The following is a 24,696-nucleotide window of genomic DNA, read 5'->3' on the forward strand; positions in this document are numbered from 1 at the left end:
TTATTTCCCCACTACCTGAATAACGATCAAGATCATCAATAACACCACTACACCGAGTGACATGCTTGATGCGTATTCACGCAATGAACCTGTTTGACGTGAGCTTGTGAAACTGTTTCCGCCTTTAACAAGCGCAGGAAGAACAAGCCATAAGCTGTCAATCGGATCACGACCAAATAGTTTGGCGAAGAATAAATAAGGTTTAACAAAAACGATGTCATACAACGCATCGAAACCAAATGCAGTACGACAAATATGAGCTAAGCCAGCACCAAGACTTGTTTGAGCAAATGATTTCACTGCACCGTAAGCAAATGCAAATAGACCAATACCCACAGCTAAACCAACAAGCGCAATGCCTACAGCTAAATGCTCTGCCCCATGCATGCCCTCTACAAATTGTTCAGCAACATGGAATTCAGGAATTTTTGCTGTATTTAAAATACCAGCTACTGGACCTTTTAATGCAGCACCCACAAAAGTAGACAATACTGCCAAGATACCTAATGGCGCCCAGTAAGTTGCACCTTTAATCTCATGGTAATGCGTATTTTCTTTACCGAAGAATACAACCCAGATTAAACGGAAGGTATAGATTGAAGTCAGGAATGCACCTGCTACACCAGCCCAATATAAAGTGTGGTATAGAGCAATTGATTGACCTTGTACCCAAACTTCACCAAGAATCGCATCTTTTGAGAAGAAGCCGATTGTTAAGAATGGAATCGCTGCTAATGCACCGCCACCAATCGCGAAACATGCAAATAGGAATTTGTTTTTGTAGAACAAACCGCCCATTTTGAAAATGTTCTGTTCGTGATGGTAAGCAAGAATAACTGCACCAGAAGACAAGAATAATAATGCTTTGAAGAATGCGTGAGCTAACATGTGGAACAGGCCAGCTTGATACGCTTCTGCACCTACAGCCATAAACATATAACCAAGCTGACTCATTGTTGAGTAAGCCAAAATACGTTTGATGTCTGTTTGCACGAGAGCAGCAAAACCTGCAACTAATAAAGTTACAGCGCCTGTTACCGAAATGAATTGCATCACTTCAGGTGCAAGCTCAAATACGCTGAATAGGCGGCAGCATAAGTACACACCAGCCGTTACCATTGTTGCTGCGTGGATTAATGCAGAAACAGGTGTTGGACCTGCCATCGCATCTGCCAACCATGTTTGCAATGGAATTTGAGCAGATTTACCAGCAGCACCTAAGAACAACATTAATGCAGTCCAGATAGTAAGTGACGAACTCTTCGTCATGACTTCTGCTGCGTGTTCAACGATGTACTGAGTATTAAGCGTACCAAATTGTTGGTAAAGCAAGAATAAAGCGATAAGTAGGAATACGTCACCTACACGGGTAACTGTAAATGCTTTGATCGCTGCCCAACCATTTGCAGGGTTTGCATAATAGAAACCAATCAGCAAGTAAGAGCATAGACCTACGCCTTCCCAACCTAAGAATAACAACGCTAAGTTGTCACCCAATACAAGCACAAGCATGCTTGCAACGAATAGGTTGAAATAAGAGAAGAAGCGCGCATAACCTTCTTCACCACGCATGTACCATGATGCAAAGATGTGGATTAGGAAACCAACACCTGTGATCATGCCCATCATGAGTAAAGATAAGCCATCTAAATGTAAGCTAATGCCAGGAGCGAAACCACCAACATTGAACCATGTCCAAAGGTTTTGAACAAAAACCTGTTGGCCGCTGTTGGTAAATGCCATACCAGCAATCAATGCAAATAATGCAGATAAACCTACAGAACCCACACCAATAATTGCTGCAACATTTTCAGAGAGCTTATCACGCCCTGCCGCCAATAAAATAAAACCGATTAGCGGAAATAATACTGTTAGATATAAATAACTCATCCGCGCATCTCACTAGCAGCATCCACATCCAAATGATGGAAGCGATGATAGAACTGAAGGACAATCGCAAGACCGATACACGCCTCTGCCGCAGCAAGGGTTAAAATCAGAATGAACATGACTTGTCCATCTGGTTGTGCCCATACGCTACCCGCAAGAACGAATGCTAACGCAGCAGCATTCATCATGATTTCAAGGCTCATTAACATAAATAGTAGGTTGCGTCGCACCATTACACCGTAAAAACCGAGTGCAAAAAGAATGGTTGCAACAATCAAACCATGTTCTAAAGGGATCTGGCCCATTATTCTTTTTCCTCTTCTGCACCTGGTTCACGTTTACCTAAGTGGTATGCTGCAACAAGGGCTGCTAGCAATAACATCGCGGCAACTTCAACCAATAATAAGTAGTGAGTAAAGAGCGCTTGACCAACAACTTTTGGTCCAATTACTTGTGCTCCAAGTGGTGCAGAGATGGTTGTATATTCACCACCAAGCATCCAAACTAAAAGCAAGCCAAGTAAAAAGCTCATGAGTGCTGGATATGCCCAAGCATCTGAAGAAAGCCATTTACGCTCTTGTTCCACAGTGTGTTGCCCTAAGTTAAGCATCATCACAACGAATACGAACAAGACCATAATCGCACCAGCATAAACAATGATTTCGAGGGCGCCGGCAAACGGCGCACCTACGATCATGAAAATACCAGCAACAGCTAGTAATGAAACAATCAGACTAAGCAATGCATGTACAGGGTTCGTGTTAGTCACTACACGAACCGTAGAAACGATGGCCACGAGCGCCATCAAATAAAACGGCCACATCATGGTAATAGACTCCGTACATCGATTGGTGCACTTTCTTTTTGTGCTTGACCTTTCTCTTTACCGTTAATTGCCATACCAGTTACACGGTAGAAGTTGTAGTCTGGGTATTTACCTGGACCTGAAATGAGTAAGTTTTCTTTCTCATATACGAGGTCTTGACGTACGTATTCGCCCAACTCGAAATCTGGAGTTAACTGAATCGCTGTCGTTGGACATGCTTCTTCACACATACCGCAGAAGATACAACGAGAGAAGTTGATACGGAAAAACTCCGGATACCAACGACCGTCTTCTTTTTCAGCTTTTTGCAGTGAAATACAGCCAACTGGACATGCAACCGCACAAAGGTTACATGCCACACAACGCTCTTCCCCATCTGGGTCACGCGTCAAGATAATACGACCACGATAGCGAGGTGGTACAATTTCCTCTGCTGGTACTTCTGGATAAAGAATTGTGTCACGTTTACGGAAACCATGGGTAAATACCATGAATAACGTCCGAACGATTGACCCAACTCCAGCTAGAATTTTATACATTTTGTACTCCCTGCTGTCTTAGGCCTGATTCATCAGAATCACAGCACCAGTTACCAATAGGTTAACCAACGCCAGCGGCAAACAAATTTTCCAACCGAAGTTCATGACTTGGTCGTAACGTGGACGCATTAAAGAACCACGTGCCAATACAAACATCATTACGAAGAATGCTGTTTTAATCACAAACCAGAACACTGGTGGAATAAATGGAATTTCTAAATTGAATGGCGCTAACCAGCCACCAAAGAATAAAGTCACGATCAATGCAGAGATAAGTACGACGTTTACATATTCAGCAACGAAGAACATACCCCATTTCATACCGCCATATTCAACATGGTAACCTTCAGCCAATTCTTGTTCTGCTTCGGGTTGGTCAAATGGGTGACGGTGAGTTACCGCAACACCAGCAACCACGAAAATCAAGAAACCTAAGAATTGTGGAATGATGAACCAAACGTCACGTTGAGCTTCAACAATTTCACGAAGGTTAAATGAACCAGCGATTGCAACTACGCCCATTAACGAGATGCCCAAGAACACTTCATAAGAAATTGTTTGAGCAGCTGAACGCAAACCACCGAGTAATGAATATTTGTTATTTGATGACCAACCACCGAATAACACTGCATAAACCGCAATACCAGCCATAGCCATAAAGAACAACAGACCGATGCTCATGTCTGCAACACCCAATGCAGGGCTTACAGGAATAACCATGAACGAAAGCACCGCAGTTGCCATCGCAACTGCCGGAGCTAAACGGAAAGTTAATTTATCGGCAAATTTTGGTGTCCAGTCTTCTTTGAACATGATCTTAAGCATGTCGGCAACGATCTGGAACATACCACCAGGACCAACACGGTTTGGACCATAACGGTCTTGCCACCAAGCAAGTAAACGACGCTCAATAAAAGACATCAATGCAGCAACAAGTACAACGACAAGCAAAATCACAACTGCTTGAACCACTGCATAAGCAATTGGCCAGTTCTCAGCCCAAAGTGGCGTTTGACGTATAATTTCTTGATTCATGAATTACACTCCTAATGCCACTGAAACAGGCTCAGCTAAGGATACTGTCGGTGCTAAACCAACTGGGTAACCGATATAACCTGTAGGTAAATATTCAATTACTTGTACAGGTAAGCTCACTGTAGTTTCGCCTGCTTTAACTGTAATACGTTGACCTTCTTGTAGGTTCAAACGCGTTGCGTCTTGTTCGCCTACAGCAAATACAGCTTCAGGAATACGAGTTTCCATTGCAGGTGTTTTAATCGTGAATTCACCAGAACCAAAAATATGGTGCATTGGTACAAGACGGAAGCTTTCAGGGTTTGCAACTACTGCAGTTGGAGCAACATAGCTACGTGCTGGACGTTTTGCTAAACGGTCAAATAAACGAACGCCTGAATCACCACCTTTTAAGTGACCACCCACTTCATCTTGGTATTTGTTCCAAGATTGTGGAGAGTTCCAACCTGGCGCCCACGCAAATGGTACAAGCGAAGAAGCTTTTTGCGGACCTACATAACCTTCCATAGAGAATGTTAATGCTGAATCTGGGTCTGTCGGTTGCTTAGGTTCATGAACCGATAAAGGTGCACGAATTGCTGTACGACCAGAATAGCGACGTGGTTCACGAGCAATTTTCAAACCATGTACACGGTAGCCTGCATCTGGTGCAACATCTTGAATTGCTTCAAGTACCGGAACATTTTTAACGATACTTTCAATCACGTCATCAAGCAATGTCCAATCAACTGGCTTACCTTTAAGACCAGTTTCAATGGCATGCAACCAACGCCAAGATTCTTTAATCGCGTATTCAGGTTTGTAGTAGCTTGGATCGTAAACTTGATAGAAGCGCTGAGCACGACCTTCTTGGCTTACAACAGTACCATCACCTTCGGCAAAGCTTGCTGCTGAAAGCACAATATCCGCCTGTTTCACAGTTTCTGTTTCGCTGTGATCAAGCACGATTACTGTTTCAGCTTTATCAAGTGCTGCTTTAACTTGAGCAGCTGGTAAACGACGGAACAAGTCATTTTCAACAATAACAAGTGTGTCGTAGTCTTGAGCAAATGCTTGTTCAAGGCTTAAGCCACCAAACAATGCCAAGCCCATAGAGTTCACTTCAGGAACTACAAGGCTTAAACCAGCTTTTGAGCCAAGGTTTTGCGTTAACTCTGCTGCAGCTTCCATAATTGAAGCATCTTGCAAGCTCGTACCCGCAATAATTAACGGTTTGTTTGCTGCTTTTAAAGTGTCTGCAATAGTTTGAGCAAATGCTTTTGCATCGTCATCTAAACCATTAACTGTTTCACCTTTAACTGCCGCAGCAACTGCAAAACCTAAACGCGCAATGTCATTTGGAGAGGCAACAACTTCACCAGTTGCAACATCAGCAAGACGAGTTTGAGTTGCAGCCAAAATATAGATCGGAGATTTCGCTTCCTGACCAATACGTTGTACTGGTTCAGCCAACCAATCTGGCGTACGTGTTTTTGCAGCCATTTCGCGAGCTTTGTTTTTCGCAGCTTGACGAACTGACAAAGCCATACGTGGTGCAGTTTGGGTTAAATCTTCACCCAAAATTAATACTGCATCATAGCTTTCAATTTCACGCATGTTCGGGTTGTAAACACCTTCTGTTTGCATGATTGAAGCAGCAAGTTCAACAAGTTTTTGCTCTTTTTGTGCAACACCTGTTGAGTAGTTTGCCTGGCCTACAAGTTCACGTAATGCATAGTTTGATTCTAAGCTTGCACGTGGTGAACCGATACCTAAAACTTTTTTACCTTCAAGTTTCGCAATTGCTTGATCTAAAGCTTGGTCAACAGAAACAGTTGCTACTGTTTCGCCATTACGGAACTGAGGTTGACGTGGACGATCTGCACGGTTTACATAACCTGTGCCAAAACGGCCTTTGTCACAAAGGAAGTATTGGTTAACCGAACCATTGAAACGGTTTTCTACACGACGGATTTCGCCATAACGCTCACCCGGAGAGATGTTACAACCTGAAGAACAGCCATGACACACGCTTGGTGCATATTGCATATCCCATTTACGGTTATAGCGCTCTGAATGAGTCTTATCGGTAAATACACCTGTTGGACATACTTCAGTCAAGTTACCAGAGAATTCAGATTCTAAAGTGCCTGATTCTGGACGACCAAAGTAAACACGCGATGCATTGGCAAACACACCAAAGTCTGTACCGCCCGCATAGTCTTTGTAGTAACGAACACAACGGTAACAAGCAATACAACGGTTCATTTCATGCGCAATGAATGAGCCTAGTTCTTGGTTGTAATGTGTACGCTTAGTAAAACGATAGCGACGACGGTCATGACCAGTCATTACAGTCATATCTTGTAAATGACAGTGACCACCCTCTTCACACACCGGACAGTCATGTGGGTGGTTGGTCATTAAGAACTCAACGATAGATTCACGAAAATCCGTTGCTTCTTTGTCTTCAATCGAGATATAGGTATTGTCAGATGCTGGTGTCATACATGACATCACAAGACGTCCGCGCGTATCTTCAGGATTTGCATACTGAGTTACGGCACATTGACGACATGAACCAACAGAACCTAAGGATGGGTGCCAACAAAAATACGGAATATCAATGCCAAGGGATAAACATGCTTGTAGCAAGTTTTCTGATCCATTGACTTCGTACGATTTTCCATCGACATGAATTGTAGCCATAGTCGAATCCCTTAAGCTTGTTCTACGTTGCTAGTTTGCACGACAGGACGATTCGTCACTTTCGCTTCAAACTCGCTACGGAAATGTTTGAGTGCGCCCATAAGCGGCTCCATCGCACCTGGTGCGTGGGCACAGAAAGTTTTACCAATCCATAACTTACGAGTAAGTTCTTGTAAATGATCGATATCTTCTTTCTTACCTTCACCTGTTTCAAGTGCTTTAAGCGCTTTAACAGCCCATGGCAAACCATCACGGCACGGTGTACAGAAACCGCATGATTCACGCGCAAAGAATTCTTCAAGATTACGGGTCAACGACACCATACATTGAGTCTCGTCTACCACCATCAATAAACATGTTCCTAAACGAGAACCTGCTTTCATAATGGTTTCAGCATCCATTGGTAAATCAATGGTATCTGCAGGTAAAAAGTCAGTTGACGCACCACCTGGTAACCATGCTTTAAGCTTTAAGCCTTCACGCATACCACCGGCATGATCTTCGATTACTTCACGTGCAGTCGTACCAAATGGTAGTTCCCAAAGACCAGGGAATTTAACTTTACCTGACGCACCATAAATCTTAGTGCCTGGGTCTTTTGATTTACCAGCTGATAAACCGATATACCACTCTGGACCACGAAGCATGATTGCTGGCAAGTTGTTATAAGTTTCAACGTTGTTCACAATCGTAGGACGACCCCATGCACCAGCAACTTGCGGGAATGGCGGTTTAGTACGTGGGTTAGCACGACGACCTTCAAGTGAGTTAATCAATGCAGTTTCTTCACCGCAGATATAACGACCTGCACCAGTATGTACGTGTAACTCGAAGTTCCAGCCAGAACCTAAAATGTTGTCACCTAAGTAACCTTTAGCGCGAATTTGCTCAAGCGCTTCATTTAGGTATTGAGCAGCTTCGATGTATTCGCCACGAATAAAGATATAGCCTTGAGTTGCTTCTAAGGTATAACCTGCAATTAACATACCTTCGATCAATTGATGAGGAAGTTTTTCCATCAACAAACGGTCTTTAAAGGTACCTGGTTCCATCTCATCGGCGTTACAGATCAAGTAACGTGGGCCACCATCGTTTGGCGCCATAAGAGACCATTTGATCCCTGCTGGGAAGCCTGCACCACCACGACCTTTTACAGTTGCAGCTTTAATGACTTCAAGCACTTCAGCGGGTTTCATGCCTAATGCTTTTTTAAAGCCAGCATAACCGTCAAGTGCTTCATAGTCGTCAGCGCTATGTACGGCATCTTGTTTGCTTAAACGCCAAGTCAGTGGATGAGTTTCCGGATTACCGTCGCCATAAATTGGTTTTGGTTCAGTATTCATACATACTTCTCCAATAACTGTTTGACTGATGTCACTTCAACTAAACCGTGAGTATCTTCATCAATCATTAACGTTGGGCCTTTGTCACAGTTGCCTAAGCAGCAAATTGGGAGCAGTGTAAAACGACCATCTTGTGTCGTTTGACCAAACTGAATACCTAATTCACGCTGGAATGCTTCAGCTAATGTTTCAGCACCCATTAAGAAGCAAGCAATCGAGTCACAAAGCAAAATTACGTGACGACCTACAGGCTGGCGATAGATACGGTTGTAGAACGTTGCTACACCTTCTAAATCTGCCACACTAATCGTCAATAATTGTGCGATGGCGTTCATTTGAGCATCATCTACCCAACCGTTACGGCGCTGTACGCACTTTAATGCATCTAAAGAAGCTGCACGTGGGTATGGATAGTGACCAATGTGATGTTCAATTTCATGGATTTCTTCAGCAGTCAAAATCCCTTCAACATTCACACGTGGTTTTTTATCAGTCAGAATCATCATTTTGCGTTACCTCTTAGCGATCCACGTCAGCCATAACCACGTCAATGGTCGCCAGATAAATGATTAAGTCAGACACTAAACTGCCGTTAATCACTGAAGGAATTTGCTGTAAGTGAGTAAACGTCGGTGTACGGATACGAGTACGATAACTCATCGTTGCCTTATCCGAAGTCAAGTAATAAGTACTTGCACCTTTCACAACTTCAGTCATGAATGACGCTTCACCAGCAGGCATGACAGGACCCCATGACACGCTCAAGAAGTGCGTAATCAAAGTTTCAATATCTTGTAACGTCTTATCTTTTGGTGGTGGAACAGCCAATGGGTGATCCGCTTTATATGGACCAGAAGGCATGTTATCCAAACACTGTTTGATAATTTTGAGTGACTCAGTAATTTCACGGAAGTGAACAAGAACACGAGCGTACGCATCGCCTTCATACTCAACTGGCACATCAAAATCAAAGTTTTCATAGCCACTGTATGGACGATATTTACGAACGTCGAAATCAATACCGGTTGCACGTAAACCAGTACCAGTTACACCCCATGCAAGCGCAGATTTTGCATCGTATTGAGCAACATTACGTGTACGACCAATAAACACAGAGTTTTTAAGCGCAGCTGTGTAGTATTCGTTGAGACGTTTTGGCATCCACTCTAGCAATTCTTTAACAAGTTTTTGCCAGTTATTTGGAAGGTCGTGTGCTGTACCACCAATACGGAACCATGCTGGGTGCATACGGTAACCCGTAATTGCTTCAACAATGTCGTATACTTTTTGACGGTCTGCGAACATATAGAATACTGGTGTCATACCACCGGCATCCTGAATTGCCGTACCACAGTAAAGTAAGTGGTTATTAATACGGAACAATTCGTTCAACATGACACGAATCACTTGTGCACGCTCAGGAACTTTAATTCCTGCAAGCTGTTCAACTGCCATTACATATGGCATGTTTTGCGCACAACCACCCAAGTAGTCAACACGGTCAGTATAAGGAATGAAAGAGTGCCATGTTTGACGCTCAGCCATCTTTTCCACACCGCGGTGGTGATAACCGATATCAGGAACACAGTCTTTCACTTCTTCGCCATCTAACTGCAATACAATACGGAACGCACCGTGTGCAGATGGATGGTTAGGACCCAAGTTCAAGAACATGAAGTCTTCATCAGCGTTACCACGCTTAAGACCCCAGTCTTCAGGTACAAAGCGTAAATGTTCCTGTTCGAAATCTTGCTTCGCTTTGTCTTGCATATACGGCGTATATTCTGTCGCACGTGCTGAATATTCTTTACGAAGCGGGTGACCTTCCCAATAAGTTGGCAACAAGATACGACGGAGCATTGGATGCCCTTCGAAATTGATACCGAACATATCGTAAGCTTCACGTTCATACCAGTTGGCATTTGGCCAGATATTTGTCGCTGTCGGGAGGCTAAGATCATTTTCGTTCAAGGCAACCTTGATACGAATGTCACTATTACGCTCAAGCGATAATAAATGATAGAACACAGTGAAGTCAGATGCTGGTAAACCATCACGATGTTGACGTAAACGCTCATCCATCGCTGATAAGTCAAACAGCATTACATAAGGACGTTCCACTTTACGCAGGAACATGAGGACTTCTTGCACGCGTGCGCGCTCAACCCAGACTGTTGGAAACTCTTCAAAAGTCGCCTGCACATAGAAGTTCTCACCAAACTTGGTTTTGAGCTCTTCTACGATTGCAAATGCTGGGCGTGAATCAACTGGTGTTGATTCTGGCATAGCAATGTCAGTTTCAGCCATTGGCTTGGCTTCCTATTTAATACAAATTCTGTCAATTTTCTCGATGAACATATCGGTCAGATATGTCAAAACACCGTCAAAAGATTATTTAATCTCATCCATAGAGCGTAAGTTTTTAACGGCAATACGCTGCGCATTCTTACGATCACGTTCTGGCATCATCTTTGGCTTATACACTGGCTGAAGATCATCACCAATCACGGCAGAAAGCGGGCGTCGCTCTAATTGAATCTGGTCTTGCAAAAGCATTAACGCTTGAATTAATGCTTCAGGACGAGGCGGACAACCTGGGACGTACACGTCAACAGGAATAATTTTGTCTACACCTTGTACTACTGAATAGATGTCGTACATACCTCCAGAGTTTGCACAAGCACCCATTGAAATAACCCATTTAGGTTCTAACATTTGTTCATACAAACGTTGAATAACCGGAGCCATTTTTACAAAGCATGTACCTGCAACAATCATCAAGTCAGCCTGACGAGGTGAAGCACGAATAACCTCTGCACCGAAACGGGACAAGTCATGCACGCCTGTTAAAGTCGTTGCATATTCAACGTAACAACATGAGGTACCAAAGTTAAATGGCCACAAAGAGTTTTTACGTCCCCAGTTTACTGCTGTATGCAAGACATCCTCTAAACGAGTCATGAATACGTTTTTATTCACTTCCTCTTCAAGCGGATCAGTCACAATTTGGCGTTCTTGCAATGGGTATTGATCAGCATCCGGATTCGCGCGGGTCAGAGTATATTTCATCCCGACTTACTCCTTTTCAGATGACAATGCAGGTGTAGTTTTTGACTTAACACGACCTGATGATTGGGCTGGAATCTGGCCAGTAGGGTCAGTTACGAGCTCTTCAATAGAGTTAAAGCGTGTAATTTCAGCAATGTCCATTGTTGGTGAACCGACTTTAATCTTCTCACCAGCTAATTTACGGCGATCTGCCGGTGCCCAACTTAAAGCACCTACAGAGAAGGCATAAACAAGCGCAATTAATAGATCAACGACAAAGATTACAACAGTGGTATATCCCAACCACCCTACTTCACGCACAGAAGTAGACCATGCATAGAGGTAAAGGGCCTCTAAGTCGAAAACCACGAAGAAAATTGCAACTAGATAGAACTTTGCAGACAGGCGAATGCGAGCGCCACCAGCACTCACGACACCTGATTCAAACTGCTCTTGCTTAGCACGTCCCCACGATTTTCCCCCGAGGAGTAAGGGAACTGTGAGCATAAAGACGCAAAGAAATGTAACGCCGATCACGAAGGCGATAATCGCCCAGTCGTATGGAGTAATGGCACTCATGCGGGGATAACTCCTGGCAGGCCTATTATTTAACAAAGAATGTATGTATTGGCCTTTGAATACACCAAACACAAAATTAATCCCGCCAATTGTACCTGATTTCTAATTTCGCATGCTAGTTGAAGCGTCTTAGTCTTTTGGATGATTTTCCAATCAAAAGTATTGTTCTATGTCTTGTAGAGGGGGTTTCACCGCTTATAATCGGTTTATTTGATAGTTTTCTTAGTTGTAATGATTTTTTTCATTTTTTGATTTTTAATATTATTTGCACAATTGCTCAATCGGTCAAAATAAACACCTTACTTTTTTATAATATTAGACGGTTTTTTATTGTATTCATCTTCCCCTCTGAATTATGATGAATGTTTAATCATGCATTAATATTTTATTACTCTTGGATAAGAGTGTTTATCATTAAGGGCAGCTGATGCCATACTCACTTCGTGAATTTTAATTTTCTTCTTCCCTGAAGTTTTTTTTCCTATTTACTCTCATTATTTCAATATGCTGCTTTATTGGAATTGCATCCCGCCCCCTTAGTTTTCTTGCATTTTTCTGGCCTGCTAACTCCGTATTTTTAGGTCTACTCATTCGATTTCCGCAAACACGACAAGTCGGTAGTTTTGCAGGAGCTTTTATCGGTTACATGATTGCCGATTTAATTAAGGGCACTCCTCTTTTTCTCACCCTTATTTTAACTGCCTCAAATTACCTATATGTCGTCATGACATTAGCACTTGCAATGTTATTTGGCCGTTATATAAAAGCTGCCTATCGAGGCTATTCTTACTTGGTTTTATTTGCTCTGTGCGGTATTGGTAGCATAACCGGTGCTTTTTTTGCAGCAACTTTTGTACCGATGTTTAATACCAAATTTATGATTGGCAGTTTTTGGGCTGAATTTGGTTATTGGGTCACATCAGAACTTCAAAATGCCTTACTGTTATTGCCAATCATTTTAAATTTCCCTCCTTACCTTAAAATAAAAAACTACATTAAAGGTAATCAAGTATATGTAAAGGCTGTTGATTTTCTGCCTTTATTGGCTGTCCTCATTTCAATAGCTGTCAGTTATTATGACTCAGGTCCAGGTTCCCTACTCTATCCAATTGCCGCATTAATCTGGTGCGCTATACGCTATAAACCCATCATTGTGGCTCTCATTACTTCTTTTACGAGTGCGTATATTATTTATCATGTCTCTGGTCATTATTTATTACTGTATCCACAAGATTATTTAAGCAATACTATTTCTATCCGTATAGGGCTAATCATGATGACCATTGCACCACTTACTGTTTCCAGTATTAGTGCACTTCATTCTGAATTAATTCAAAAATTACAACATGCTATTGCCCATGATGAACTCACATCGAGTTTAACTCGACGTCAGTTTTTACAATCGGTTCGTTTACTCCAAGAAAAAGTACAAAAAGAACATAAAACCTCTGCATTTTTTATGTTGGATGTCGATCATTTTAAAAAGGTGAATGACAGTTATGGTCACTTGATAGGTGATAGAGCCTTACAAACCTGTGTAACCACCATACAAAATATTCTGCACCCTCATGATTTACTGGGTCGTTTTGGAGGTGAGGAATTCGCAATTTTTATTCCTGACACGACTAAAGAAGCTGCTTTTGAACTTGCAGAAAGAATACGCATTAAAATTAGTCAGCAACCAATATATGTTTATGGCAAATTACCTATTTTTGTACAGGTCAGTATTGGCATTAGCTTATATTCTCCAAACTACCACCGATCTATTGAAAGCTTGTTTAAAGAAGCAGATGACGCACTCTATCAAGCAAAGCGCCAAGGTCGTAACCGAGTTTTTATTTCTTTGTAATATTTTAAAGTCATTATCTAGTGTAATGAATTTTATACAATAACTTCTGTTTTGCCATGTATGCTAATAACAGATAATAAGGAGAAAAATGTATGAATCTAGAATATACGCATAAACCAGACTATTACTTGTTTGCACAATTACTCGTGCGACATATAGAAAGCTATATTCAAAAACACCCAGATGCAGATAATGCCATTTTTGACTTGCGAGATGTCTATGAAATTTTTAGACAAGATTTCGCGTCAACCACAACAAATCTAGAAGGCATTTTACATATTGCGGATTCATATAGAGTTGAAACTTTGAATGGAGACCAGCCTCTTATTCAAAAATATCAAATCGATGCTAAAAACAATTCGCTGTTAATTGACTTTAATACAGATGCGCTAAACAGTTTAAGAAGCGGGAAACCAATTTTAGAACCTGATGCCACTCAATTATAAATAAACCAATAAAAAAGCACCTTATGCAGGTGCTTTTTTATTTGCCTTTAATGGCGGCTGTTTAAAGCGATGTGCTGGCCACGTCATGATAAAACGTGCGCCTCCCAAGCTTGGGCTTTCATCTACTTTAATTTCACCACCAAACCAATAAGCAATACGGCTTACAATCGAAAGTCCTAAACCATACCCACCAGATGCACGTGTACGGCTATCATCTAAACGTGCAAAGGCTTCAAATACACGTTTACGATCTTGTTCAGGAATACCGGGACCATCATCTTCAACACAGACAAAAGCCATGCCATCTCTGTGAATACCGCCAGTAATACGCACTTTGTTATCACAATAACGAACAGCATTACCTACTAGGTTTTGTACAACACGGTGAAGGTAACGACGCTCTGCATCTACTTTCACATATAAAGGCGGTGGAATAAGCTCAATTTCTTTCTGTGTTTTTAACGCTTCGGTTTCAACAGCAACCTGATCTAACACTTCAAAGAGCACAATTTCTGCAAAATCTAGCGAAGGTGTACCCTGCTCTAGTTTTGCATAAGTCATGATTTCATCAATTAAGGTATTAAGTGCTTCAATATCTTTATCAATCATATCGACCTGATGCATACGGTGATTGTAGTCATCTTCTTCGGCTAACATTTCCGTACCGAAGCGAATACGTGCCACAGGCGTTCTGAGTTCATGAGATACCGCTCTCATTAACTCACGTTGAGCTTCAATCAAACGCTGGATATGATCAGACATATTGTTATAACTTGAAGCCAAGTTAGCCATTTCGTCACTTCCTTCAATCGGAACACGCAATGACAAATCACCCGATTTCATACGGTTTAATGCATAACGCACTTGTCGAATTTTGCGCTCTAGCGGCAAAATCAAACCGTAAACACCCAAACTTAATAAGAATAAGCTAAATAAGGTAATACCCGCAGAAAGCTGTAAAGGCATCCAGTTAAACATTGGAACAGGACCCAACACTAACACTTGTGCAGGATGATTCGGGATTGGAGAGACAATCGAAATGGTCGTACCACGTACTGTTGCACTATCTTTATACAACATGACACTTTGGTCTTGGCGTAAACGCCCAATCTGTTCAGAGTCCAGATTTACATCTTGAATGTTTTGAATATTGATTGGATATGAAAAGTGTTTTTGAATCTTGGCAAGGTACTCTTGTTCCTGCCCCGGATAAAACATTAAGTAGTCGAGTACAAAAATAGGAAGAGCCTTCATTTGGCGTTCACTAATTTTGTCGACTTTTATAGATAAGTAATGTTGTGGGTCGTCACGCAAACCAATAATGACATATGCAATGCTATTACTGGCATCGTAACGAACAACAGATTTTTGTGCTTCAATCCGCTTTTTCTCGGTTCGAGACAATTCAACCTTACTTGCATCAGTATAGTAAATTGGAAGTTCGAGCAAATCAGATGCATCAGAAATCCAATCTATCTTTTGCTGCTTCCCAGGTTGTCGAGCGACCCCTTCACTAATGACATAAGAAATACCATCAGTTAAAGATTCTCGGTATTCTTGTGCGCGTTGGTAGTTGATAATTTGTACCAGTAAATACCCAAAAACAGCCACCAAAACAACAAGAATTACCAGCCCCGCATATATTCGCAGGAATATACTGTGTTTAAACACTCGACCAACCTTATAGGAAGTTTAATCAGATTTTACAATCCATTGGTTTCTTTAACAAACAAGTAACCTTTACTACGTACAGTTTTAATACGTTTTGGATTTTCAGGATCATCGCCAATTTTTGGACGAATACGTGAAATACGTACGTCGATTGAACGGTCTTGACCATCGTATTCGATACCACGTAAACGTTCGAAGATATCTTCACGCGATAAAATACGACCAGCGTTTGATGCAAGCAACCATAACAAGTCATATTCAGCACTTGTAAAGTCAACAAGTTCACCGTTTAACGTTACAGAGCGGCCGCCATTGTCGATGACTAGGTCGTCAAACTCGATACGTTGAGCAACTTCATCTTCAACAGTTTTATCTGTGCGACGTAATAGTGCACGAATACGCGCTAATAATACACGTGGTTGAACTGGTTTAGCGACATAATCGTCTGCACCCATTTCTAGACCAAGTACTTGGTCCATGTCTTCAGTACGTGCAGTCAACATCAAAATTGGTTGATGGTAGTGTGGACGAACTTCACGACAAACGGTTAAACCATCTGCACCCGGCAACATGACATCCAAGACCACAAGATCTGGTTGTTCACTAATAATACGACGAATTGCACGGTTACCGTCAGTTTCTACACCAACTTCCAAACCGTTGCGGATTAAATATTCTTGAGTTAATCGCGCTAAACGCTCGTCGTCTTCAACGATCAGAATCTTTGGTAACTTTTCTTCTTGGCTCATATCATTGCCCCTATAAATCTCATTACATGCATCTTAAAAATCTTGCAGATACATTCGTTTATCATTTGCAATATACACACGTTTACATTGTAAACAAGTAGGCGTTCACCAAACTGATACATGACAACCATGTTTTGTTGCATTTTATTAACCTTTGAATTTTCAAGTATTTTTGATATCTGTTTATTATTCTTATATGTCATAATCTATTCATATTTCTTATGTATGAATATTAAACAAATTATTTCTTAGATGAATTTAAATTCACTCAAGTGTTTGTTTTTTGAGTTATCCACAAAGTTATCTATAAGTGTTTTTTCATAGCTTTGGTATGCTATCTCCCAACAAATCATACAGATAAAAAATTACTAAAAAGTCAAGATTGATCTAGCTTAAAAAATCCCGTATCTTGTGTTGAAAATAAACTTTAACTACTAAGTCTTGTGTTTATCCCTCAAATATCGTGGCATGTTTTTTGCTCGGTTCAAACGGTCTATGAACATAACAAAAGTGACAATGGAGCTATGCTGGCATGAGCGTAATTACTTCGACTCCTGGTCAAATTCAGGTGATTAAGCGTACTGGAGATGTTGCTGCATTTGATGCAGAGAAAATTTCTGTTGCGATTGGTAAAGCTTTTCTTGCTGTGGAAGGTCAACAGAGTTCGGATTCAAGCCGTATTCATGACCGTATTACCCAGTTGACGGAAATGGTATTAAATACTTTTAAACGCCGTTTACCATCGGGCGGTACGATCCATATTGAAGAAATTCAAGATCAAGTAGAACTTGCTTTAATGCGTACTGGGGAACAAAAAGTTGCCCGCGCTTATGTAATTTACCGCGAACAACGTGCTAGCGCTCGTCAGCAAACAAATTCAAACCACCACCCTACCTTGCAAGTTACTGATGCAAACGGTCAGCTTCAACCACTTGATTTAAGTGCACTGAAAGCAACTGTAAATAGAGCTGCTGAAGGCTTAGAAGGTATTGAGGTTGAAGCAATTATCGATGAAACCGTTAAAAACTTATATAACGGCGTAAAAGAAAGCGATATTGCAACAACCATGATGATGGCAACACGTACGCGTATCGAACAAGAACCTAACTATACATACGTAACTGCGCGTTTGCTTCGTGATGAGTTGGTCAGCACTGGTTTAGCATTCTTAGGTTTACCGGCAGATACAGCTGAAAATAATGCACTTGAAGCATTCTTGAAAAAAGGTGTAGAGCTTGATTTGCTTTCACCAGACTTGCTTAAGTTCGATTTAGAAAAACTAGCAGCAACGATTCAGCCTGAACGTTCTAACCAGTTTACCTACTTAGGTTTACAGACTCTATTTGACCGTTACTTCATTCACTCAAACGGCGTTCGCTTCGAATTACCACAATTATTCTTCATGCGTGTGTCAATGGGCCTTGCCCTTAATGAGCAAGACAAAGAAGAGCGTGCAATCGAGTTCTATAACTTGTTGTCTAGCTTTGACTATATGGCTTCTACGCCTACCCTGTTTAACTCAGGTACATTACGTCCACAGCTTTCAAGTTGTTACTTAACAACGATTGGTGACGACCTTTATGACATTTATGGTGCAATGCGTGACAACGCGATGCTCTCTAAATGGGCTGGTGGTTTAGGTAATGACTGGACACCTGTACGTGCCTTGAACTCTTATATTAAAGGTACAAACGGTAAATCTCAGGGTGTTGTTCCATTCCTTAAAGTTGCGAACGATACTGCTGTTGCGGTAAACCAAGGTGGTAAGCGTAAAGGTGCGGTATGTGCGTACTTAGAAACTTGGCACTTAGACATCGAAGAATTCTTAGAACTTCGTAAAAACACAGGTGATGACCGTCGTCGTACTCATGACATGAACACTGCAAACTGGGTTCCTGACCTATTTATGCAACGTGTGTTTGAAGATGGCGAATGGACACTATTTACTCCATCTGAAACTCCAGACCTCCACGATTTAACTGGTGCTGAGTTTGCTGAACGCTATGCATACTATGAGTCTGTTGCGAAAGAACAGAACATGTTGCACAAGAAAGTACGTGCGAAAGACTTATGGCGCAAAATGCTTTCTATGTTGTTCGAAACTGGGCATCCTTGGATCACGTTTAAAGATGTATGTAACTTACGTTCACCACAACAACACGTTGGCGTAGTTCACTCATCTAACCTATGTACTGAAATTACGTTAAACACAAACCAAGACGAAATTGCAGTATGTAACTTAGGTTCGATCAACCTTGTTCAACATGTTAAAGGCGGCGTATTAGACCGTGAAAAGTTAGCGCGTACGGTTAAAACAGCAGTTCGTATGCTCGATAACGTTATCGACATTAACTACTACGCTGTACCACAAGCGAAAAACTCTAACTTGAAACACCGCCCTGTTGGTATGGGTATCATGGGCTTCCAAGATGCGCTTTACGAAATGGGTATGGCTTACGGTTCTGATGAAGCTGTGAACTTTGCTGACGAGTCAATGGAAGTGATTAGCTACTATGCAATCCAAACTTCAAGTGACTTGGCTGTTGAACGTGGCGCTTACTCAACATTCAAAGGTTCATTGTGGGATCAAGGTATCCTTCCAATCGACTCTTTAGAAATTGTTGCTAAATCTCGTCCAGAACGTATGTTCGAAGTTGACCGTACTCAACGTTTAGACTGGGACACTTTACGTGCCAAAGTTCAAAAAGACGGTATGCGTAACTCAAACGTAATGGCGATTGCTCCAACTGCAACCATTTCAAACATTTGTGGTGTTTCTCAGTCTATTGAGCCAACATTCCAAAACTTATATGTGAAATCTAACTTGTCTGGTGAGTTCACTGTTATTAACCCTTACCTTGTTCGTGCATTAAAAGACCGTGGTCTTTGGGACACAGTAATGGTTAACGACCTTAAACACTTTGAAGGTTCAGTACAAAAAATTGCTCGTATTCCTGAAGAATTAAAAGCAATCTTTGCTACTGCGTTTGAAGTTGAGCCACGTTGGATTGTTGATGCTGCATCACGCCGTCAAAAATGGATTGATCAAGCACAGTCTCTTAACCTTTACATCTCTGGTGCAAACGGTAAGAAACTTGACATTACTTATAAGATGGCATGGTTACGTGGTCTTAAGACGACTTATTACCTCCGAGCTTTAGGTGCAACTTCTGCTGAAAAATCTACAATTAACACAGGTGCGTTAAACGCGGTTAAACCTGCAACTGTAGAAGCGGCAGCACCTGCAGCAGCGCCAGTAGTAGAAGCGAAAAAGCCTGAAGCAGTTGAAGAAGACGGCTTTACTCAAGCAGCTCCGGTTCCTATGGCTTGTTCAATCGACAACCCAGATTGCGAAGCTTGCCAATAATATTCAATAAAGTTGCTCTTTAAACAAAAGAGCAACTTTAAACGAGGTAAAGATTATGTTTTCTCATCTCAGCCATAACTATATGCTTGGTGTTGGAATCTTAATCTTTGCCTTTATTTTCTTTTATACGCCTATGGTTTACGCCTTTTTTAAAATCCGTAAACAACAGCGTAAGCAAAATAAGTTGTAGGGATGATGGACCAAAGGCCCAAAATTTGGTCATACATCGATAAAACTTAATTTTGTTTACACATTATAAGCGTATAGTAGTGACATCTTCGTTTAGAGATGTCGAACATAGATATATACAACGAAGAGAGAACAACAATGTCTATCCTTAGTTGGGACGATTTTGAAGATGATTCGCAAAAACCGGCTGCACCTGAACACAAGTCTGCGCCCATCCAACCGGAAAAAACGTCTGATTCGCAGAATGTATCTGCTGCGCAGCCATCATCGCAGAGCGTGGCAGCTCCACAATCCGCTGGAACCCATTCCGTGCGATCAACAAATCCAACCGATTCAATGGCTCGAGCATCTGAAGCCTTAGAACATTTGGATGTTGCTCCTGGCCTTGAAGAGTTAGAAATGGGCGCGCAACGCGTTCAAGTTGACGACAAAGCCATGATTAACTGTCGCGCTGACTTGAACCAGCTTGTGCCGTTTAAATATGAATGGGCTTGGCAGAAGTATCTTGACGGGTGTGCAAACCACTGGATGCCGCAAGAAGTGAACATGAACCATGACATCGCACTTTGGAAGTCTGAAAATGGCTTAACTGAAGATGAGCGTACTATTGTTATGCGTTCTTTAGGTTTCTTCTCGACTGCAGACTCTTTGGTTGCGAACAACTTGGTATTGGCGATTTACCGTCACATTACTAACCCTGAATGCCGTCAGTACATTTTGCGTCAAGCTTTTGAAGAAGCAATTCACACTCACGCTTACCAATACTGTATCGAATCTTTAGGTATGGATGAAGGCGAAGTCTTCAACATGTACCGCGAGATTCCATCAGTTGCACGTAAAGCAGCTTGGGGCTTGAAATATACTCAATCATTAAGTGACCCTACTTTCCACACAGGTACGCCTGAAAATGACCAACGTTTACTTCGTAACTTGATCGCGTTCTACTGTGTACTTGAAGGGATCTTCTTCTACTGTGGCTTTACTCAAATTTTGAGTATGGGTCGTCGTAACAAGATGAACGGTGTTGCTGAGCAGTTCCAATACATCTTGCGTGATGAGTCTATGCACTTGAACTTTGGTATCGACATGATTAACCAAATCAAGATTGAGAACCCTCACCTATGGACTGCCGAGTTCCAACAAGAAGTCATTCAAATGATTCTTGAAGGTACGATGCTTGAAATCGAATATGCTCGTGACACAATGCCACGTGGTGTATTGGGTATGAACGCAAGCATGATGGAAGAATATTTGAAATTCATATGTAACCGTCGTTTATCTCAGTTAGGTTTACCAGAGCAATTTGCTGGTGTAACTAACCCATTTGCGTGGATGTCTGAGATGATGGACTTACGTAAAGAGAAGAACTTCTTTGAAACTCGCGTAACTGACTACCAAACTGGTGGTGCGTTAAGCTGGTAAGTTTAAGCATTCTTCCTCAAAGTAATTTGAGGCTATAAAAAATCCGACTATATGTCGGATTTTTTATATTTATTTAAGATAACTATTAATATGAATGGCAGTAGATTAAATTATAGGAGATACATTATGAATATAAGATATTTAATAATTTCTAGCGTCATAAGTTTATCGACTTTAAGTACTATATGTTGCTCTAAACCACTTTCACAACTAAATAATACTCAAAGTGAATTAAGTGAAATATATGAGCAAGGTGGGAAATACTTCTTAGGTAAAGAAGTACCTAAGGATTATTCAAAAGCTTTTTCATATTTTAAAAAGGCAGCCGAAAAAGGACTACCCATTGCACAAAATGATTTAGCAGGAATGTACCTTAAGGGAATCGGGACGCAAAAAAGTGAAGAAAAAGCTTACTATTGGTATGAGAAAGCTGCGAAAAATGACTTTCCGGAGGCCCAATACAATATGGGGCTCATGTATGATAATGGCTATTATGTAAGCAAAAACAGATCTAAAGCCTTAGAGTTTTACAAATTAGCTGCTCACCAAGGTTATGCTAAAGCTCAATATAATTTGGCAAATGCTTATCTTTCGGGAAATGGCGTACAAAAAGATATTAATTTAGCTTTAGAGTTATATAAAAAAGCTGCCGATCAAAATCTTTCAGAAGCTCAATATAACTTAGCAAATATTTATTCAGATGGTAGCTTAGTTAAACAAGATAATAAAAAAGCTCTGGAGCTATACACACAAGTAGCTGAGAAAGGTATACCTGAGGCTCAGAACAATCTAGCTTATATGTATGCTAATGTTTACTCAGATTATGAAAATGCAAAATTTTGGTTCAAAAAAGCTGCTGATAATGGATATGAACCCGCAAAAGAGGCTTTAGACCAGTTTCATTAATACACAATATATTACTTAGATCAAAAGGGTTGCTAATAGCAGCCCTTTTTCATATCTATCTCTCAACTCAAAATAAAGATAAAACTATTTTTAAATAAAATTAGGTTTCTTTCTTATGCTTAACTAATTTTAAAAATAATATTGAAACGACTACCACTAGCCAGATTAAAATTAAATATCTCATCAATAAGGTGGGGAACATAACCCAAATCCACCAAGAAGCAATTTTTTCTTCACTTGTTGAAAAATTAATTACTCTCCCCTTTTCATCTTCAAAACGAACATTACTAGCTACAATTTTATTACCATCAAGGAATATTGAAGGATAAGGAAAAAAACTTCCTTCTAATTTAAGAATCTTCTAGGTTTATATAAGTCACAAAATGAACCATTTTCATTTCTAAAATATGCACAATTAATAAGAAAATTTTCATTATTTCTTTCTACGACTAACGACCTTATACGTCTATTTTTAAAATGAAATTCAGGCTCATAAACAACAAAACTCTCTTTTCTAGGAGTAAAAACTATACTGGGGTTAAGAGCACAAAGTAATACGATCAGACAAAAACTTAAGGTAAAGACAAGAACAAAATTTTTATAAATATACGAATATAATGAAAAAAATGGATCAACCACTTCCCTAGAGATCCACATTTTAAGTTTATAAATCACAACTATCCCCACTATAAAACAACAATAAAGAACATCACAGATAAAAGAATCCCTATTAAAAGTGGCATAAAATTAGCTATATACTTACTTTCCTTGAAAACCTTGCTAAATATAAAAATGAGAAAACAAATTAAATATGACACGTTATAATTAAAAGATGATAAATCATCAAAGTAATTTACTCCTTTACTTCTTTTAGCAAGTAGATAAAACATAAAAATAGAGTAACCTACCAAACCTAAGAAAATTGAGGTAAATGCCCTTACATCTCCTTTACTCATAATTTCATCTTTCATAAATTCCCCAATAAAAAAATATAATTATTTAATAAAATAAAAATGTGATTTTATAGCAAAATTAATAATTTTTAATATAGCTCTAAATAACCAAATACAGCTTTTTCAACACGCTGTTGTAAATCATTTAAATCACTTTCCCCTGCTATGCCTGCTGCGTTAATCATTCCTTTGCTTAAAGCAATTACATCTTGTGCGGCTAACTGTGAATGTGAAATACCTGAGCGTATAAACAGATCAGAAATTATGGTTTCAAGTTCGTGTTGAAGTTCACTTTCCTCAGTGTCTTTTCCAATAATTTCAGAAGCAAATTCTAAGGTTCGTGCTAACTTTGGGCGGCTTAATTGATGTTTCACAGCAGCCTGTATGATGAGTTTTAGTTTTTCTTTTAAATCTGCGGCATCATTTTGCTCTATGACTTCAACAATACAATTTGAAAGCTCAGCTCGCTCACGTCGAATTAACTCGACAATTAAAGCATCTTTAGATGGAAAGTATTGATATAGGCTACCAATGCTTACGCCAGCAAGTTCAGCCACGGCATTTGTGTTAAATCCAGCAAAGCCTAACGACTCTAAAATGCGAGCAGCCGCTTCTAAAATAGCTTCAAACGTAGCGACTGAGCGTGCTTGACGCGGGCGTTTACGTGGGTCTGGAAGGATTTCTGACATGGGCCGAAATGCGAGTATTTAATGTGAGTAATCACTCATATACTGACTGAGTCATTTTGACATGACAAGCAAATGATGTCTTTTCACTTGAATTACAACTCGGCCCAGTCATGGAGTGGTTATGTCTAGAACCTATACTTTTTTTATTCATTTAAGAGCTTTGCCTGCTTGGTTGGCTTTAGCTCGTGAAAAGCGGGCTGAGTTTAGTGCACAGAAGCTTGAACCTATTTTTGAGAAGTACCCGACTGTAAAAGTTCGCTGGTATGACGTTGAAGCGTTTAGTACTAAAGCGAGTGATATTGCTGTGTTTGAGACGACATCTCTGCAAGATTATTATTTTGTGATTGATGCGATTCGAGACTCTGAATTTTGTACAGTGCCCTACTTTGAGTTTGTAGAGATTATTCCGGCCATTGAAGATGGTTATGTGGAGTATGAAAGTTCTTTATAGAAGTTGTAAGCAATTTAATTAGATTTACGAATAGTAGATAATCTAGACGTAAATCT

The 24,696-nt window shown here is 40.6% G+C and carries 23 protein-coding genes and 1 pseudogene; 7 read left to right on the forward strand and 17 right to left on the reverse strand.

Annotated elements, in window-relative coordinates:
• The 11 genes from nuoL to ndhC form a co-directional block, all read right to left on the reverse strand.
• On the reverse strand, positions 1-1,890 hold the full coding sequence (gene nuoL, locus J576_RS07780; protein ID WP_004888613.1) for an NADH-quinone oxidoreductase subunit L: 1,890 nt from the start codon (positions 1,888-1,890) through the stop codon (positions 1-3).
• Positions 1,887-2,195, reverse strand: a complete 309-nt coding sequence (nuoK, locus tag J576_RS07785; protein ID WP_000529822.1) for an NADH-quinone oxidoreductase subunit NuoK — start codon at positions 2,193-2,195, stop codon at positions 1,887-1,889. The genes nuoL and nuoK overlap by 4 nt, the downstream gene beginning before the upstream one ends.
• Positions 2,195-2,713, reverse strand: coding sequence for an NADH-quinone oxidoreductase subunit J (gene nuoJ, locus J576_RS07790; RefSeq protein ID WP_014205902.1), 519 nt, complete (start codon positions 2,711-2,713; stop codon positions 2,195-2,197). The genes nuoK and nuoJ overlap by 1 nt, the downstream gene beginning before the upstream one ends.
• Complete coding sequence (gene nuoI, locus J576_RS07795; protein WP_000276693.1) at positions 2,713-3,255, reverse strand: NADH-quinone oxidoreductase subunit NuoI; 543 nt, start codon at positions 3,253-3,255, stop codon at positions 2,713-2,715. The genes nuoJ and nuoI overlap by 1 nt, the downstream gene beginning before the upstream one ends.
• A gap of 18 nt (positions 3,256-3,273) precedes the next feature.
• Positions 3,274-4,290: an NADH-quinone oxidoreductase subunit NuoH gene (gene nuoH, locus J576_RS07800; RefSeq protein ID WP_002050372.1), complete on the reverse strand. Its 1,017-nt coding sequence runs from the start codon at positions 4,288-4,290 to the stop codon at positions 3,274-3,276.
• Between the two features lie 3 nt (positions 4,291-4,293).
• On the reverse strand, positions 4,294-6,978 hold the full coding sequence (gene nuoG, locus J576_RS07805; RefSeq protein ID WP_002050437.1) for an NADH-quinone oxidoreductase subunit NuoG: 2,685 nt from the start codon (positions 6,976-6,978) through the stop codon (positions 4,294-4,296).
• 11 nt (positions 6,979-6,989) lie between these two features.
• On the reverse strand, positions 6,990-8,321 hold the full coding sequence (nuoF, locus tag J576_RS07810) for an NADH-quinone oxidoreductase subunit NuoF (protein ID WP_002050452.1): 1,332 nt from the start codon (positions 8,319-8,321) through the stop codon (positions 6,990-6,992).
• The gene (gene nuoE / locus J576_RS07815; protein ID WP_002050341.1) at positions 8,318-8,827 is read right to left on the reverse strand and encodes an NADH-quinone oxidoreductase subunit NuoE; all 510 of its coding nucleotides are present in this window, start codon (positions 8,825-8,827) and stop codon (positions 8,318-8,320) included. Before nuoE ends, nuoF begins: the two co-directional genes overlap by 4 nt.
• A gap of 13 nt (positions 8,828-8,840) precedes the next feature.
• Entirely contained in the window at positions 8,841-10,628 is a 1,788-nt protein-coding gene (nuoC, locus tag J576_RS07820; protein ID WP_002050296.1) for an NADH-quinone oxidoreductase subunit C/D, read from the reverse strand.
• Positions 10,629-10,712: 84 nt separating this feature from the next.
• Positions 10,713-11,390: a NuoB/complex I 20 kDa subunit family protein gene (locus J576_RS07825; protein ID WP_002050353.1), complete on the reverse strand. Its 678-nt coding sequence runs from the start codon at positions 11,388-11,390 to the stop codon at positions 10,713-10,715.
• Positions 11,391-11,396: 6 nt separating this feature from the next.
• Positions 11,397-11,948 (reverse strand): NADH-quinone oxidoreductase subunit A, encoded by a 552-nt coding sequence (ndhC, locus tag J576_RS07830; RefSeq protein WP_002050273.1) that lies wholly within the window; start codon positions 11,946-11,948, stop codon positions 11,397-11,399.
• Positions 11,949-12,414: 466 nt separating this feature from the next.
• Between ndhC and J576_RS07835 the strand changes: the two genes are divergently transcribed.
• Positions 12,415-13,797 (forward strand): sensor domain-containing diguanylate cyclase, encoded by a 1,383-nt coding sequence (locus tag J576_RS07835; protein WP_212750204.1) that lies wholly within the window; start codon positions 12,415-12,417, stop codon positions 13,795-13,797.
• A gap of 92 nt (positions 13,798-13,889) precedes the next feature.
• Positions 13,890-14,243, forward strand: coding sequence for a hypothetical protein (locus J576_RS07840; protein ID WP_002050462.1), 354 nt, complete (start codon positions 13,890-13,892; stop codon positions 14,241-14,243).
• 21 nt (positions 14,244-14,264) lie between these two features.
• Here J576_RS07840 and bfmS read toward each other — a convergent pair whose 3' ends face one another.
• The 3 genes from bfmS to J576_RS07855 are packed head-to-tail and all read right to left on the reverse strand — an operon-like array spanning position 14,265 to position 16,866.
• Positions 14,265-15,914 (reverse strand): sensor histidine kinase BfmS, encoded by a 1,650-nt coding sequence (gene bfmS, locus J576_RS07845; protein ID WP_033855549.1) that lies wholly within the window; start codon positions 15,912-15,914, stop codon positions 14,265-14,267.
• Between the two features lie 32 nt (positions 15,915-15,946).
• Positions 15,947-16,663: a response regulator transcription factor BfmR gene (gene bfmR / locus J576_RS07850; RefSeq protein ID WP_000076440.1), complete on the reverse strand. Its 717-nt coding sequence runs from the start codon at positions 16,661-16,663 to the stop codon at positions 15,947-15,949.
• Positions 16,660-16,866 carry a hypothetical protein gene (locus tag J576_RS07855; protein ID WP_017393245.1) on the reverse strand — a complete coding sequence of 69 codons (207 nt, stop codon included), beginning with the start codon at positions 16,864-16,866 and terminating at the stop codon, positions 16,660-16,662. Before J576_RS07855 ends, bfmR begins: the two co-directional genes overlap by 4 nt.
• 329 nt (positions 16,867-17,195) lie before the next feature.
• Here J576_RS07855 and J576_RS07860 point away from each other — a divergent pair, with 329 nt between their 5' ends.
• The 4 genes from J576_RS07860 (at position 17,196) to J576_RS07875 (ending at position 22,547) form a co-directional block, all read left to right on the forward strand.
• Entirely contained in the window at positions 17,196-20,030 is a 2,835-nt protein-coding gene (locus J576_RS07860) for a ribonucleoside-diphosphate reductase subunit alpha (RefSeq protein WP_002050458.1), read from the forward strand.
• Between the two features lie 55 nt (positions 20,031-20,085).
• The gene (locus J576_RS19635; protein WP_002050433.1) at positions 20,086-20,220 is read left to right on the forward strand and encodes a hypothetical protein; all 135 of its coding nucleotides are present in this window, start codon (positions 20,086-20,088) and stop codon (positions 20,218-20,220) included.
• A gap of 137 nt (positions 20,221-20,357) precedes the next feature.
• Positions 20,358-21,641, forward strand: a complete 1,284-nt coding sequence (locus J576_RS07870) for a ribonucleotide-diphosphate reductase subunit beta (RefSeq protein ID WP_004710391.1) — start codon at positions 20,358-20,360, stop codon at positions 21,639-21,641.
• A gap of 126 nt (positions 21,642-21,767) precedes the next feature.
• Complete coding sequence (locus J576_RS07875; RefSeq protein ID WP_002050393.1) at positions 21,768-22,547, forward strand: tetratricopeptide repeat protein; 780 nt, start codon at positions 21,768-21,770, stop codon at positions 22,545-22,547.
• 100 nt (positions 22,548-22,647) lie between these two features.
• Here the strand turns inward: J576_RS07875 and J576_RS20585 are convergent.
• The 3 genes and pseudogenes from J576_RS20585 to J576_RS07885 form a co-directional block, all read right to left on the reverse strand.
• Positions 22,648-23,222: pseudogene (locus tag J576_RS20585) on the reverse strand (hypothetical protein).
• Positions 23,223-23,233: 11 nt separating this feature from the next.
• A complete protein-coding gene (locus tag J576_RS07880) occupies positions 23,234-23,518 on the reverse strand; it encodes a hypothetical protein (protein ID WP_002050321.1) in 285 nt (94 codons plus the stop codon).
• Positions 23,519-23,589: 71 nt separating this feature from the next.
• Positions 23,590-24,189, reverse strand: a complete 600-nt coding sequence (locus tag J576_RS07885) for a TetR/AcrR family transcriptional regulator (protein WP_002050408.1) — start codon at positions 24,187-24,189, stop codon at positions 23,590-23,592.
• A gap of 121 nt (positions 24,190-24,310) precedes the next feature.
• On the opposite strand from J576_RS07885, the gene J576_RS07890 reads away from it, so the two are divergent.
• Positions 24,311-24,640, forward strand: coding sequence for a darcynin family protein (locus tag J576_RS07890; RefSeq protein ID WP_002050365.1), 330 nt, complete (start codon positions 24,311-24,313; stop codon positions 24,638-24,640).
• Positions 24,641-24,696: the final 56 nt, after the last annotated feature.

This window comes from Acinetobacter sp. 766875 (genome assembly GCF_000582055.1).
Classification (GTDB): Bacteria; Pseudomonadota; Gammaproteobacteria; order Pseudomonadales; family Moraxellaceae; genus Acinetobacter; species Acinetobacter nosocomialis.